Below are 16,069 nucleotides of genomic sequence, written 5' to 3'. Positions count from 1 at the left end.
ATTACCGCGAAGGAAGAGGGAAGTAGCCGGTTTCGGCTGCATATTGGACAAGACGCTTCATTAATATCTCTATTTCCGGCGGCTGCCCGATACGCTGCGCTTTCGCGAATGAACGTTCGGATGAATATTTAAAATCGGCGTTGTAAAGCCCGTCGCCGTCCAAATAAGCCATAACGAGCTGCACGCCTTCCTCGCTGACAGCATTGCCCCGGCTTAATACCCATTGCCTGAACGCTTTGACCGGAACAGCCTCCAGCTCATACCCTTCTTGCATAAGCAGCGAAATGACTTCATTGAAATGCACCTGCACGGGATTGCAAATATGATACACCGATCCCATAACCGGTTCTTTCGCCAGCTGTACGATAAAGCGGCTTGCAAAATCAATAGGCGTAATGTCTACGAAGCTATTGACTTCAGGCACTTTTTTCAACAACAGAAACCCTTTTATCATGCGGTAAAAGAAGTTTTCGTTAATATTGTTCTGAAATCTTCCGGTTTCGCTGTGGCAGGATAAATTGCCGACCCGGCATGGCAGCCCTTGCTGTATTGCTTCCGCGACTGCCCGCTCGGCCTGCAGCTTGCTGTTCGTATACACGTTGTCCGACTGCAGCTTGTAAAACAGCTCCGCATCATGCTGCAGCCCGGCCCATTCGCCGCGTGCCGCTATCTCTTCCGGGATGCCGACGGTTGAAATAAAATGAAATGCCAGCTGCGGATTCGCCTGCACCAGCTGCAGCAAAGCTTTGGTCCCTTCCACGTTGACCGCCTGGAAATGATCCGTGTTGCCAAAATGGCGGACATCCGCGCCGGCGTGGATAATGGAGCTAAGGCCTGCGGCAACCTCCGCCAAGTTGTCCACCCCCAGATCAGGCATCGTCAGCTCTCCTTCGACGACATGAATCCGGGAAGCGTATCGTTCGTATACCCCTTGCCCGAAATAATGGTCGAATGTTTCGATCAGCCGCCGCTTGCCTGCGCAGCCGTTTTTGGCTCTGACCAGCAAATGGACGTGAGCCTGGGTGGCAGTAAGCAGTTCATAGGCCAGATGGGACCCCAGATAACCGGTAGCACCGGTAATAAGGACGTCCCGCCCAAGCCCGTCACTTCCAGCCAGCCGCACTTCCGGCAGCTTGGGCATTTCCGTCAAATCGTAATAATCCGCAATATCCGTCTCCTCTTCCTCTTCGCGATCAGCCAGCGCGCCGGCATAAGCAGCCAAATCCTTGATTGTCTGATAGCGATACAAATCGGATATGCGCAGCTGGAAATAATCCAGCTTCAGATGAGACAATACTTCTATAACCGCCAAAGAATCTCCGCCCAGATCAAAAAAATTGGCGCTGCGGCTTATTTCGGACAGCTTAAGCACTTCTTTCCAAACTTCGGCAATCGCTTGCTCCGCCGTTCCGGCAGGCGGCTCATATCCCTCATCCCGCTCCGCCTGATCGGGATGATCCATCAGCGCCAGTCTGCCGCGGTCCACTTTGCCTGTCGGCGCCAGCGGAATTTCCGGCAGTTTGTAGAAGTAGCTTGGTATCATATAGCCGGGCACATATTGCTTTAAATGCTCTTTGACGGATGTAACGCTTACGCCGGCGGTCTCGGAATAAAAGCAGGACAAATGCTTGACGGTGCCTCCTTCCTTGATAGGCACAACCACGGCGTCCAGAATGCCCGGATGCTTGGACAGCGCATTCTCGATTTCGCCGATTTCAATCCGGAATCCCCGCAGCTTTAATTGCCCGTCCTTGCGGAACAGAAATTCAAGCCCTCCATCCTCCAGCACCTTTACGATATCGCCGGTTTTGTACACGATGGAGCGCGGATCGTCCACAAACGGATTGCGAATAAACGACTCGGCCGTTTTGTCCGGCATATTCAAATAACCGCGAGCCAGTCCAACCGACTCGATGTACAGCTCGCCGGATTCCCCCGGGTCCGCCAAAGAACCGTCTTCCTTCACGACATACAAATTGTAATTGCCTAACGGATAACCGATAGGCACGGATACAGAGCTTTTATCCCAATAGCCTTTAATCGGGTACATCGTTGCGCATACCGTACATTCAGTTGGCCCGTATCCGTTCACAATCGTCATCCCGGATCCGAACTTATTCTGGAACTTGCGGACGTAATCGGATAACAACGCTTCTCCCGCTACCAGCACAACTTGAATCGAGGACAGCTTGTACGCATCCGAATCCGGAATATTCTCAGCCATCCGGTTAAATACAGAGGTCGGCAGGCAGAACAGGAAAGTCGCCTGTCTCTGGTAGACTCTGTCAGCCAGCGCTTCCGGGCTTAACTGCTCCTCTTTGGTCAACATGGCCAGATGAGCGCCTTTCAGCAAAGCATTAAATGTGTCAAATACAGCTGCGTCGAAGCTGAACGTGGAAAATTGCGTGACGACATCGTCAGCTGTCAAATTCAGCGTTTTGGACACCGAATGGCATAAGTTCACGACGCCTCTGTGATTGAGCATGGCGCCTTTCGGCAAACCTGTCGATCCGGAAGTATAGATGACATAAGCCATATCGTCCGGATGCACCGTTACGGGCTTAACCGCTCGCACCGGCCACGCCGGCAAACCGCTGATCGACAACACGGACGCAGCGCTTGTATTCGATGTGAGCGACTTCGCTTTTGCTTCATATTCATCTTTGGTCAAAATATATTTGCAGCTGCTGTTGCCGGCTACATGCTTCGTTCTTTCCAGCGGATGCTCCGGGTCGATCGGCACGTATACGCCGCCCGCCCGCAGCACGCCAAAAATGGATATTACCGTTTCCATGCTTCGTTCCATATATATTCCGACAAAATCGCCTTTCATTAAACCATGATCCTGCAGCAGCCTCGCAACCTTGGCCGTTGCGTCTCCCAGCTCGCTGTAGGTCATCTCCTGTTCGCCAAACGAAATTGCCGTTTTTCCGCTATGCAGCGAAACCGAACGCTCAAACAAACTTTTCAGGCTTTCCCGATCGCCGTATTGTTCTTCCGGGCCATAGATGACTTTAGCTATTCGTTTCTCTCGCAGATTACTAATCATCACAATCTCCTTAATTCGTTCCGGTATTCTGCCGGGAGAAGCGCCCGCGCGCTTCCCGGCAGGCAGCCATTAATTCGTTTGGAAGTTATCGACCATTTCTTTCAGCTCTTTACTAATGTTCGCCACGCTTTGAGCGTGCTCCGTAATTTCTGTAATCGAACGCTCCTGCTGCGCAATGTTGTCCAGCACGTTTCTGGCATTGCTTGACGTTTTGGCGGAAATATCGGAAAGCTGGCTCATCATCGAGCTCGATTCCTGAGTACCGGCGGAAATTTGCTCTGTAGATGCCGAGATGTCTACAACTTGATCCGCTACCACCTTCGTCGAGCTGAGTATGTCTTCGAACTTGGAGCTTGTTATTTCGGTAATGGCGATCCCTTTATCCACTTCGAGCAGCGTCTGGCTCATAAATGCTACAGACCTTGCAACTTCGCTTTGAATTTCCCGGATTAAATGCGTAATTTCACCGGTGGAAATCTTCGTCTGATCCGACAGCTTCCGTACTTCTTCCGCAACGACGGAGAAGCCTTTGCCGTGCTCGCCCGCTCGGGCTGCTTCAATGGCCGCATTCAAGGAAAGCAAATTCGTCTGATTCGATATTTCTTCAATAATGTTCAGAAGATTGCCGATCTCGGCCGCTTTATCGTTCAGCACATGAATGCTGCTGTAGGTTTCTTTCGTGACATCGCTAATTTGATTCATTTGCGAATTAAGGCTTGCTACTTCCATGTTCCCTTGCTCGGATTTGATGCTCATTTCCTGCGATGCGGAAGACACGCTGCTAATATCGGCCGCAATCACTTGCAGCGTCTCGGAAATTTGCCCCATAGCCGTTTCGCAATTGGAAGCGGACATCTCTTGCATGCTTATATTTTTTTTCATATCATTCAAATCCACGAGAACGTTATCGACGCTTTCTTTGGAGGCAACCGTAATTTCAAACATCCGGTCGGATGCTTCTGCAGACTTGGAGGCAATCTTCTTCAAATCCAGCACGATCGCTTTAATCCGCGAAACCATCACATTAAATTGGGTATTAATCGGCGCAAACGCCCCTTTTTCCTGCAAGGAGAAATTCAGTTTGCCTTCTGCTACCTGCAAAATGCCGTCTACTAAATCCTTGAGCGGAAGCAGCGTCCGTCTCGCAAACAAATATTGCGCCCCTCCGCAAACGATGAGCGCGATGACAAGCAGCAGAATAGAGCGGAGCAGGAAGGAGTGCTTCCCGTCGCTGATCATGCTTGCGTCGATATCTACGCCAAAATAAGCAACGATTTTGCCATTGTCGTCATGAATCGGATAAAACACGCTCATCCACGTGCCTAGCCCGTCCTTGTAAACCGGAACAACGGTTGTTTTGTCCGTCTTCAGCATTTCTTTAATTCCGGTTACAACAACGTCCGGCTGTTCATACAAATCTCTTACCTTCAAGCCCGCGTCAACCAATGCGTCCTTAATAACGGTAGGGGTCGCAATCAGGCTCGTTTTATTGCCGTCCGTCAGTTCCACCCCAAAAATATATCCTTGGGCTACAGTCGGGTTGTATTCCGACAGATGGTCGAATTCTTCCGCCAGCGCCAATTGCTCCGGCGAGTCCCATCTTTTGTCCGCATCAACGGCCTGAATTTCCTTATACGTAAACTTTTGCGACCATTTCTCCGTAATATCCAAAGTCTGGTCCTGCAAGCTTTTCGTTAATATGTTGGTCTGAAAATAAACGCTGACCGCAATCAATACGATTCCTATTAATGCAAGGTTGGATATAGAAAAAATCAAGTTAGTACTGAAATAGTTTTTGCTTTTTTTACTTTTCTTCAAGATGATGCCCTCCGTTTGTTATCCTTCCGGTAATTAAGATAATATCTGGCTGTTCTCTCTTGATGACTAGCAGGTTATGCCGCAAACTCGCCGTCCCAACCTCTCCCATCTCCACCTCTCTCTTATTTAGCGAAATTCCATAATAATCAAGAAAACCTGAGGCAACTCGAGTTATTTACAAATTTCTACATAGACCAATACTATTTATCGAATTTTATTAATGGTTTTTTTATAGTTTCACTTCAATTTTCACAAATTATTTAGATGTAAAATGATGTAATTCATTTAAATATCAGTAATTATTAGTATTATAGAACTGTTTGAAAACGTCCGCCCATGCGACTATTTCGACATTTTTCGTCATCTTCCATCGGACCTCAAGTTAAGATTTGAAGGCTAAACCCTCCTTAAGGCATGATAAATTCGAATCATATCAAATAAACACGAATATAACTTACTTTTTATTACATTTATTCTTGAATACTTTCAAAATAAATTGTTGTTTATTGCTTGCATCCGTTAATCCAGACATAAAAACGGCGCTTGAGTACGGAGATTTCCGTATTCAAGCGCCGCTTGCCGGCTTATATTTACTTTTGAGCAGCCGCAGCTAACAAGCAAATCATTTTCGCCGCTTCCGCGCGTGTCGCATTTTGACCCGGCGCAAAGGTGCCGTTCTCAAAACCGTTAATTACGCCCAGCTCGGCCATTTTGGCCACTCCCGCTTTTGCCCAATCGGCAATCGAGGAAGCATCGCTGAATGCGGTATCCAGCTGGTTCAGCGCCTCCCCGCTTACTCCTGTATCCCCTGTTGCGCTTGCGTATACCCGCTCCAGAATCGCTGCCATTTCTTGGCGGGAGATCGGAGCGTCAGGGGCAAATGTTCCGCCGTCGTTCCCTTGAATAAACCCAAGCTGATAGCCGGCCATTACCGCATCGTAATACCAGCTGCCCGGCTGTACATCGGCAAATACGGGAGCCGCTTGGCTTGCGCCAGATTTGGCGAGCAGCTTCACGATGATGGATGTAAATTCGGCGCGGGTAATTGTATGGTTTGGTTTAAAGGTACCGTCCGCGTAACCGTTAACAGCGCCTGCCTGTACCAGCTTTGTAATGTAGGCTGCCGCCCAATGGTTCCCGATATCGCTAAACGAAACCTCCGGCGTTGTCCCTGCATCCGTTCCGCTGCCCGTTCCTGGCGTTTCATTGCTGCCGCCGGTGCCGCCTCCATTGTTGCCGCCATCATGGTTACCGCCATTATTGCCGCCGTCACCGCCTCCTGTCCCGGTATACTTGACCGTATAAATAGAAGGCTGCGCCGGCGCTTCCATTCCGTTGCCCAAGTAGAAGCTTGTATGCGGCGGCTGGTTGTAGCCCGTATTTTGCCATGCAACGCCAAGCCTGTACACCGGATCATGCATAAGCGTATAAATTCGTTTGTCCGTCACATCGGTGGTCGAATAAATTCGAAGCGCGCTGCTGTCTTCGGTGCGGACAACCACTTCCTCCCGCCAATCGCCCAACAAATCGGCTTGGAGCGCAGGGTTGCCTTTTGTATCGTTATTGGAATACGTGCCGGTAAAAGTCTCCAGGTTAATCAGCCGGTTGTTTTCCGCATCCCATTTGTCGATTTTCGGAATGCCGACGCGAAGCGGATCGCCCAGCCAATCGTGGTCCAGCAGCTCCCGGTTCAAATCGCCGTCCCACCAAATCGCGAAATTGCTGGAAGGAATTTGATCGGATATTTTTTGACCGTCTGCTGTAAAGAGGCCGCCGTTCGTGCTGTTCCATTCGCCGTTAATTGCCCATGCTTCTTCGCCCGGATGGTTTGGATCAACGTCCGCCGATAAGCCGCGCCCCGTATCTTTGCCGGTTTGCAGCATACCCCACAATACGCGTCCGGTACGGGCATCCTTCATATCTGCCGAATATTTGGCGCCTGTATTTTCCTGTACTGCGAACAGTTCAAGCCCCAGATGATTCGGATCAAGATCGCCAAGATGCATCGCATCCCCGTGCCCGAGGCCGGAATTCCACAAGGCGGTTCCATCGTCGTCTATAGCCGCAGCTCCGGTAATAATTTCATCCTTGCCGTCGTTATCCACGTCGGCTACGCTAAGCTGATGGTTGCCTTGTCCGGCAAAGCTCTCGTTACCCGGCGTATTGGAGTCGAAGGTCCACCGTTTCACCAGCTTGCCGTCTTTGAAATCGTAAGCGACAAGCACCATGCGGGTGTAATAGCCGCGCTGCATAATGACGCTTGGATGCACGCCGTCCAAATAGGCGATTGCCGACAGGAAGCGGTCAACGCGGTTGCCGTAGTTGTCACCCCAATCGGCTACGTTGCCGCGTGCCGGCTCGTAAGGCTGCGTATCCAGCGCTTCGCCGGTCGCGCCGTCAAATACGGTGTGGTATTCGGGGCCGTCCAGCACATAACCGCTGGAATTGCGGTAATCGGCTGCTGCATCGCCAATCACATTCCCCTTCCCGTCAACCGTTCCGTCCGCAGTACGGAACGTCACTTCCGCTTTGCCGTCGCCGTCCAGGTCGTACACCATGATGTCTAAATAATGCGCGCCGGACCGGATATTACGGCCAAGGTCGATCCGCCACATCAACGTGCCGTCCATTTTATAGGCATCCACATACGTGTTGCCCGTATAACCGGCTAACGAGTTGTCCTTGGAGTTGGAAGGATCCCATTTCAGCACGATTTCATATTGACCGTCTCCATCCAGATCGCCGACACTGGCATCATTGGCGCGGTACGTATATGTCTCGCCGGCTGGCGTAACGCCGTCCGCCGGTTTCCGGAGCGGAATCGTCAAATAATTCGTATCCCATACGTTTACCGTCTCGGACTTGGCCTGCTCCTTGCCGTTTAATACCGGGCGGACATAATAATGCGAATCCGGGCCGCCTGCCGCGTCTACAAGATTGGTGCTGTCCGTTATCGGCTCCTCGTTAATCCGCTTCCCGTCACGGTAAACATTAAAAGCCGTATCGGAAGGATCCGTGCCGAGCAGCCGCCAGCTGACGAATACGCCTTCGGAATCTTTTATCGCTACAAGACCGCGGTTCAAAGCTTCCATTTGGCGTGCAGGCAGCACTTTCGGCGTTTCGCTGACCGAAATGCCGGCAGATTCCGCTAGCGGCTCGTCCCCGTAGCTGTAGGCTGCTTTCACAACGAAGCGGTAAGTTTCATTATTGCTCAGCCCCGTAATGGCGGAGATGTACTGTCCTTTCGGAACGGTGTCCGCCAACTGAAGCTGATCGTCCGCTCCAGCCAAATAAACATGTGTTTCCGTAAATGCCGGATCGGCAGGCTCGTCCCAGCCGATTTGCACGCTGCCGTCATGCCCTTCGGAGGACACATTGTTGACGTCAGGCGCTTTCTCCAGCCGGTTAACCGTAATATGGTACGTCATCGCAATATCGGTATATTGGTCAGAGGTAACGGCAACCGCAATGTCGGTTGCATCGCCGGTCAGATCTACCTGCACAGCTTGTCCGCTGTCCGTATCCTGATCGCCGACCTTCAGGCTTGTTCCTTCCGGGAAGCTGGCCGTCGGCACGACATCAAGCGCGGTTGTCGAAAACGGCACATCTACGGAATAATTCACAACCGACGGGTTAAAAGCCGGTGATAACGCAAGCGTCGTATCCCCGTCATGAAGCCCCAGCCCGATCAGGCCTGTATCCAGCGCCGTGACATGTACGTTTGCCAGCTTAACCGTCCCCCCATTCGGATTGAGGTAGAAACCAAAGCTGCTGATTTTATCTCGGCTGCTGTAGAAATTGTCCGGCCACAGCACTTCTTCGCCGGTGGTCAAATCCTGGATATGCACGTCATACGTATTTTTTGGCGTGTTAAAAACCATCGTAAACCGGTACCAGTGGGTAGTATCGTAGCTGATTTGATTTTGCGCTGCCGCGTTATAACGCTTAATGACGCCTGCATCCAGCTGATAGCGAAGAGCGGCTGCAGTCGTCGCATTCACTTTGCCGTCCATGACCCACAGCGTACCGCCGGACGACTTCGGCAGATTGACGTCAAACTGGATAATCAAACCGCCGTTTTGTGCGGCGAAACGCTGGCCGATATAAGAGGAACCGCCTGCCGTATTGGTCATTTCCGCATAAGCGGGGAAGTCCTCCGCAGCAGGCACCACGTTAACTTGCGGTACGGCGCCTTCCGTCGTCCACGTATTGCCGTTCCCCGGCGTCAGCGGACCTTCGGTATAACTGCTGAAGTCGTCGGACACGAGCTCCGCGTCCGCCGCATGCGCGGCAGGCGCCTTCCAAGGAATAACCAATGCCGCCAGTAAAGCGAACACAAGCAGCTTCGAAATGAGAAGTTGAATTTTACTTTTGTCAGGTGATAACATCATGCAGTTGTAACCTCCTTTTATGATGGTAATCGCCTTGCCCTTTACTGTTCCCCTTCCTCATTCAAATGCGAGCGCTTCCAAAATTGATGGAATTCCCGCTTCTCCTGCTTCCTTCTCAAAAACATTCCAAATCTTGAACAGGATTACAATTAAATTATAGTAAAATTGCAGCGGCCAACTATTGAATATTCCGGCTAAAGTGTTGAAAAACCAGTGTTTCTGTTTAGGAGCCAACAAACGAGAGCTTCCGGGCAGAGCCTAACCTCCAACGTTTTCGTTGAATCAAATTCATTGAGTTCATGAAAAATCCCCCTGGCGCATATGCGCCAAGGGGACTTTTCATGAACGTAAATATTCGTTTCGTTCCCGGATAATCCTTGAGGTCTCTCTAAACTTTTAAAAAATAATGATAAAATTCTTCATCTCTTTCATAGCCGCTTTTTTCATAAATTCCTTGCGCTCTTACATTATCAACCGCTGTCGAGAGTGCTAATCCCTTAGCTTTGATGCTTTTTGCATAATCTTTAGCCGCTTCTAATAAGCCCCTGGCAGCTCCTGCACCTCTAAAATCTGAAAGTACATACAGATCATTTAAAATCAAAGATCTTTGCATCGAAATGGATGAAAATGAAGGATACAATTGAGTAAAGCCGATTATTTTATTGTGATTAACATCTTTGGCAACGAAGATAACGGATTCTCGGTGTTCAAATCGTTCAAGTAAGAACGCCTTTGCTGATGCAAGATTTGATTCCTGATTGTAAAACATACGATATTCATTGAACAAAATGGTCAATTCATCCAAATCAGCAATTGTCGCCATTGATACGAGAAAAGTACAACTATTCATTTTATTCAGTCCTTTATTTGTTTTAAGCCCATTTTATCATGTATCTCTTTAAACTATTGCGCTAAACTATTGCATTATTCTGCCTGTTACTTCCATGCATTCCATTTAAAATAGATTAAATTAAAATATCAAACTCATTCACATAAACCGCGTTGCCAGTCACTTCTATAACACTTCCCTTATCCGATACGTGCACTCGCACTTTACCGTCTCTTTCGATTTCATGCCCCTGCTCGATTAGAAGATCTAATGAAGAAACATGTCTGTTTATGTATCTGGAATAGTAAGCCCCCATAACCCCAGAGGCAGTGCCGGTAACAGGATCCTCGATTGTGCCAGAAAACGGAGAGGAAAAGTGACGCGCGTGCAGGTGCGCGTTGGGATCATAAGTTTCCAGACAAAATGGGTGGATGGATGATCTGGGCATTTCTTTCAGCACATCAGGAAAAACCTTATTATTTGGCCGCATTCGCTTGAATGCAGCCAAGCTTTTAACGGGAACCAATAATGTCCACGTGCCTGTACTTCCGTACAATGTTGGCATTGTCGTCTCAATATCGCTTTCTTCGATGCCGATCGAGTGAGCCAATTGATTAAGCGAGTCATTAAATGCTTGAAACCGGGGAGCAGCCTGCCTCATGGTGATATAAAGCTCACCATTTACAGTGAAATGAATCGGCAAAATTCCTGCCTTTGTTTCAATCGTTATATCGTTTTTATCTCCCAGCATCCCCTTTGTTTTTAAGGCATACAAAGTGGCCATTGTAGCGTGGCCGCAAAGATTGATTTCATGCCCTGGCGTAAAAAATCGGATTCTGAGATCAGCTTTATCGGACTTTAAAGGGAACGCCGTTTCATTAAATCCAACCTTCTCCGCGACTTCCTGCATTTGCTTCTCCGAGAGAGTTTCGCCATCAAAGACGACTCCTGCCGGATTCCCCTATTTGGAACGTTGCTGAATGCATCGTAATGGTAAACCTTTATTTTTTTCACACATTGACCGCCTTTCTTTTTGCCCGTCATTTACCAATTCCGAGTGGCGTTGCGATGTCATTCATCGACTTCTCAATTCCATAATTGAAGTATATTTTACCATAAAAGTGAAGTTAATGAAGATTGCTAACCTGTCCGTTAGTTCAGCGTATGTCGGCCTGTATACTAGTCCGAAAAGGCTTAAGCATAGTCAAGCGGTTAGCAGCGATACCGCAACCGTTGACATATTGGATTTTGTCCGATTCATAGGATGGTTATGGTGGAAATTTGCTATTGAAAGGCGGGTGCATCACAACATGGCAAGCAATGTTCAGCTGCCCAGTTACTTTGTGCCGAATGTCGGACAGGTAAAAGATACGCGGATTCAATTCGTTTCGAGAGGTGCTGGCATTGAAGCTTTATTTACATCGAGCGAAGTCATCTTCACATTCTCGGAAAGAACTCGCTCGATCGTTCGAGCTCACTCGACATTCGATTTGCCTAGCCGGGAGAAAGAAGTACGGAGCACTCGTCTCGATTTCCGTTTTCTGAACGCCAGTCCCGGCATTCATCCGCAAGCAACAAGTGAAATGGATAGTAAGGTCCACTACTTCAAAGGCGCTAACCCGTCTAACTGGTACACTGATATACCTGCGTTCCTCCGAATCTTCTATGCGGAACTATGGCCTGGGATTAATCTGGTGTTTCGAAGCGAAGGGGCTGGCATCAAATATGAGTTTATCGTTCAGCCCGGAGCCAATGAGGATTTTATCAGGTTTGCGTATGCAGGAGCGGAGAAAGTCTCGCTCGATGAAGAGGGGAATTTGGTTGTCGATACTGCGATTGGTGCATTAATCGATCCTCGCCCGGTCTGTTACCAGGAAATAGACGGACAACGAAGCGACGTTCCAGGATCTTTCATCCTTGTGCCGGATGATGATAATCTCCTCGCGATCGGGTTTCAAATCGGCGAGTCCTATGACCGCAGCGCTCCTCTTATTATCGATCCGGGTTTGGTTTACTCCACCTATCTAGGCGGTTCGGGAAACGATGAGCCGTTCGGCATTGCGGTGGATGCCACGGGCAGCGTTTACGTCACGGGAATCACAACATCTACGGACTTCCCTCTCACGCCTGGCGCCGTGCAGACGACATTCGGCGGCGACCGGGAGGTGTTCGTAACCAAACTCAATCCGAGCGGAACCGCTCTCGTCTATTCCACCTATCTAGGCGGCTCTGCAAACGATTCAGGCCAAAACATCGCGGTTGACGCCGAAGGAAACGCTTATATCACGGGACGAACGTATTCCGATAACTTCCCGGTTACTCCCGGCGCCGTACAGACGATATTCGGCGGTTCGAGCGATGTGTTCGTGACCAAGTTGAATCCCACCGGAAGCGCGCTTGTCTATTCCACCTATCTGGGCGGAACCGGACATGATTATGGTCTTGGAATAGCAGTAGATAGTGCGGGTGAGGCATATGTTACCGGGTTTACGGCTTCCGCTGATTTTCCGACGACAACGGGCGCCTTTCAGACAGTATACGGAGGCAACAACGACGGGTTTGCCGCCAGGCTGAACGCTACGGGAACCTCGCTTATCTATTCCACTTTCCTTGGCGGTTCCGGCGGTGATAATGGTACGGCAATTAGCGTAGATAGCGCGGGAAACGCTTATGTGACGGGGAATACAGCATCTCTTAATTTTCCGACGACGACCGGCGCCTTTCAAACCGCGAGAAGGGGCACCGGCGATGTATTCGTGACCAAAATCAACCCCTCCGGAAGTTCACTTGTCTATTCAACTTACTTGGGGGATCCCTGACTGAATATGGATACGGCATTTCGGTTGATGCCTCCGGTAACGCCTATGTGGGGGGATATACGCGCTCTACTGATTTTCCGACTACCCCTGATTCCTTCCAACCCGCGTTCGGGGGCACGAACGATGCTTTCATGACCAAGCTGAATCCGGAAGGAAGCGCGCTCGTGTATTCGACCTACTTAGGCAGAACCAACACCCAGATCGCTTATGGCAGCGGCCTTGATCCGTTCGGCAATGCTTTTCTTACCGGTTATACGCTGTCTGACGATTTCCCGACAACGCCGGACGCGGTTCAAACGACACTCGGCGGCCCAAGGGATGCATTCGCGACCAAGTTAAACCCCGATGGAAGCATGCTCATCTATTCCACCTTATTGGGAGGAACGGGCGTGGACAGCGGAGCCGCCATTACAGGGGATGCCGCAGGCAACATGTATGTTACGGGCTACACCTTGTCTTCCGACTTTCCGGTTACCCCAGGCGCCTTTCAGACGACACTGGGCGGTTTGGTGGATGTGTTCATCGCCAAGTTTGGTTTAGTGCCTGACCTGACGGTTACCAAAACTTCCGATCAAACCGACGTGATGCCGGGCGATACAGTGACGTATACTTTTACGATTACGAACTCCGGCGAAGTTCCGCTTACCCGGATTCAGGTCGAAGACCCGCACGTCGTCCTATTCGAAGTTATTAATTTATTGCTTCCAGGGATGACGCAGCAGCTTCAGCGAACGTTCACTGTGCCCGCCGCAACGGTTCCCGGAACGCTCACGAATACAGTGACCGTCACGGCCGATCAACTTGCACAGATTCGAACTGCGACGGCTACGATCAACGTAGCATCCTCCCCGGCGCTGACCTTTACCAAGTCCGTTAGTCCCACGGCCGCCGCGCCAGGAGAAACCGTGCTCTATACGTTAACGGCAACTAATACCGGCAATGTCGATTTTACCGGTTTATTGCTGACAGATCCGTTCCTCGGGTTAAACGAATCCATCGATCATTTAGAGGCCGGAACTCAGGCGGAATTCATTATTCCTTTTGTCATTGCATCCGGTGCAGCCAGCGGTTCAACGATTGTAAACACTTCCGACATCCGGGGCGACAATCTAACACCTCGGCAAGCATCCGCCTCCGTACTCGTTCTCGGCGTTCCCGGGCTAGCATTGTTCAAATCTGTCGATACCGTTTCCGCGACGGTCGATTCCTCCTCCGCCAAAGCGAATACGATCTCCGTCTTCCCGGGCGATACGGTCGAATTCACGATCGAAGCACGAAATACGGGGAGCGTCGCACTTACGAATATCGCGCTCAACGATGGACTGGCAGGATTAAGCAGGACGATACCCATTCTGGCTGTCGGACAGTCGGAAATTTTCCGAACAACCTTTCTTGTTCCGCTGGAATCGCCTCCTAAGGTGTATACGAATACGGTCGAAGCCGTTTCCGATCAGACTTCGCGCGTGACCGCATCCGCCACCGTCGAAGTATTGCCTATGCCGCTGCTTGGTGTGAGCAAAGTGCCGGAGACCAACGTGGTCTCTCCGGGACAGGTCCTTTCATATCAAGTCACCCTCGCCAATTCTGGAAACGTTCCACTTACAGGCATTCGGGTTCAAGATCCGCTTCTCGGCGTAGATATATCGATCCCCGTTCTTGCGGTAGGTGATATTAGGGAAGTACAGCTCCCATTCACAGTGCCGGCGACGACTTCGGTCGGAACTATGATCTCCAACTTGCTTACCGTCACGACCGATCAGACCGACCCCGCTCAAGCATTGTCCGTCGTTACGGTAACGGGTCAAGGATTAGCCTTATCCAAGACGTCTGATACAGCTTCCGCTGTCCCCGGCTCTACCATTAACTATGTGTTGACCGTTACCAATCTGTTAGACATTACGCAAACGAACGTCATGTTAAACGACCCGCTTCTCGGCGTTAGCGAGATTGTCTCGAGCCTAGCTGCAGGCGGCACAATCGTTCGGGCAGCCTCGTTCGTCGTTCCTGTCAATGCTGCAGATGGCAGTATTCTTACAAACGAGTTCGAAGCCGCCTCGGATCAGACGCCGCTCCAACGTACAGCGGCTTCAGTCGTAATCCAAGCGATTCCCGGAGTGCCAACAACGCTTGCGCTCCGCAAGTTTCCCGACCGTAATGTGGCTGCGCCAGGAGGGACGGTCATCTACACGGTCGAAGTCGCGAACACCGGCAGCCATCTGGCAACCGCCATTGTCGTATCCGATTCGCTCACCGGAACATTTGAGACCATTGACGCGCTTGATCCAGGGCAGGTCGCGTATGTGCAGTTCCCGTTCGTTGTGCCGGCCGATGCTTTGCAAGGAACCCGTTTCGATAATGTTGCGACCGCCGAATGGCTTGAAAGACCCGCGGGAAGCATTGCTCCGCAGAGCTTCGCACGAGTCATCGTGGGATTGTCACGATTCCTGCTCGACTTGACGAATGTGGTCGTTCCCGATATAGCAGATCCCGGTACAATCGCAATTTTTACGGTATTCGTCCGTAATCTAAGCTCGCAGACCTTAACGAACGTCCGCGTCATCGAACCGCTAACGGCGTTCAGCACACTTATCCCATCGCTGCAACCCGGAGAAAGCCGCTCGTTCGATCGGCCTTTTACGATTCCTTCAGACGCGGTTGGCGGAACGATATTTACGAGTCACGCTCTTGCATTCTCCGACCAAACCCCGATTCAGCAAACACCTGCTTCCGTAACAACAAGGAGAATGCCAAACGCCACGCTCAGGCATACGGTAAATCAGCCTATAGGACGGCCCGGGGAAACCGTCTTCTTCACGATTCGCATACACAATACGGGCAATGTCGTTCTAATCAACGAAATGATTAAGGCGCCGCTGTTCAATCTCATTCTTCGCTCCGACTCATTCTCCATCGGAGCCGATTATTCGATCCGCATCCCGTTTATTTTACCCGATGTACTCGAAGACACGGCCATTGTCAGCCGGGTATCCGCTTTAGCGGAGAACGGCCCCCTGCTTGAAGCAGCAGCATCAGTCATCGTCATCGTCGAGGAAGAATAGTGATTTAGCGTAACCATAAATATAGTTCAACGGCAGCCGGACATTTCTTATCGGCTGCCGTTGGTAATTGCTGCACTACAGTGTTCCGTTAGCTGAATGCACAC

6 protein-coding genes and 1 pseudogene are annotated in these 16,069 nt (G+C 50.4%); 2 read left to right on the top strand and 5 right to left on the bottom strand.

What is annotated here, in order from left to right; all coding sequences use genetic code 11:
* Position 1: 1 nt before the first annotated feature.
* From ET464_RS00540 to ET464_RS00520, 5 genes and pseudogenes are all read right to left on the bottom strand, one after another.
* Positions 2-3,049, bottom strand: a complete 3,048-nt coding sequence (locus tag ET464_RS00540) for a non-ribosomal peptide synthetase (RefSeq protein ID WP_129437303.1) — start codon at positions 3,047-3,049, stop codon at positions 2-4.
* Positions 3,050-3,118: 69 nt separating this feature from the next.
* Positions 3,119-4,867 (bottom strand): methyl-accepting chemotaxis protein, encoded by a 1,749-nt coding sequence (locus tag ET464_RS00535; RefSeq protein ID WP_129437301.1) that lies wholly within the window; start codon positions 4,865-4,867, stop codon positions 3,119-3,121.
* 590 nt (positions 4,868-5,457) lie between these two features.
* Positions 5,458-9,258, bottom strand: coding sequence for a rhamnogalacturonan lyase family protein (locus tag ET464_RS20490; RefSeq protein WP_129437299.1), 3,801 nt, complete (start codon positions 9,256-9,258; stop codon positions 5,458-5,460).
* 388 nt (positions 9,259-9,646) lie between these two features.
* Positions 9,647-10,108: a GNAT family N-acetyltransferase gene (locus ET464_RS00525; RefSeq protein ID WP_129437297.1), complete on the bottom strand. Its 462-nt coding sequence runs from the start codon at positions 10,106-10,108 to the stop codon at positions 9,647-9,649.
* Between the two features lie 115 nt (positions 10,109-10,223).
* A pseudogene (locus ET464_RS00520) lies at positions 10,224-11,101 on the bottom strand (PhzF family phenazine biosynthesis protein).
* Between ET464_RS00520 and ET464_RS00515 the strand changes: the two are divergent.
* Both ET464_RS00515 and ET464_RS00505 read left to right on the top strand, forming a co-directional pair.
* Positions 11,068-12,906, top strand: a complete 1,839-nt coding sequence (locus tag ET464_RS00515; RefSeq protein WP_129437295.1) for a DUF7948 domain-containing protein — start codon at positions 11,068-11,070, stop codon at positions 12,904-12,906. The pseudogene ET464_RS00520 and the gene ET464_RS00515 overlap by 34 nt on opposite strands.
* Positions 12,907-13,037: 131 nt before the next feature.
* Positions 13,038-15,965, top strand: a complete 2,928-nt coding sequence (locus ET464_RS00505) for a DUF7507 domain-containing protein (protein ID WP_129437293.1) — start codon at positions 13,038-13,040, stop codon at positions 15,963-15,965.
* The last annotated feature ends 104 nt before the right edge of the window (positions 15,966-16,069 follow it).

This window comes from Paenibacillus protaetiae, from assembly GCF_004135365.1.
GTDB lineage: Bacteria > Bacillota > Bacilli > Paenibacillales > Paenibacillaceae > Paenibacillus_AP > Paenibacillus_AP protaetiae.
The sequence above is the reverse complement of the archived record's forward strand: the minus strand, read 5'-3'. Positions and strand labels throughout refer to the sequence as shown.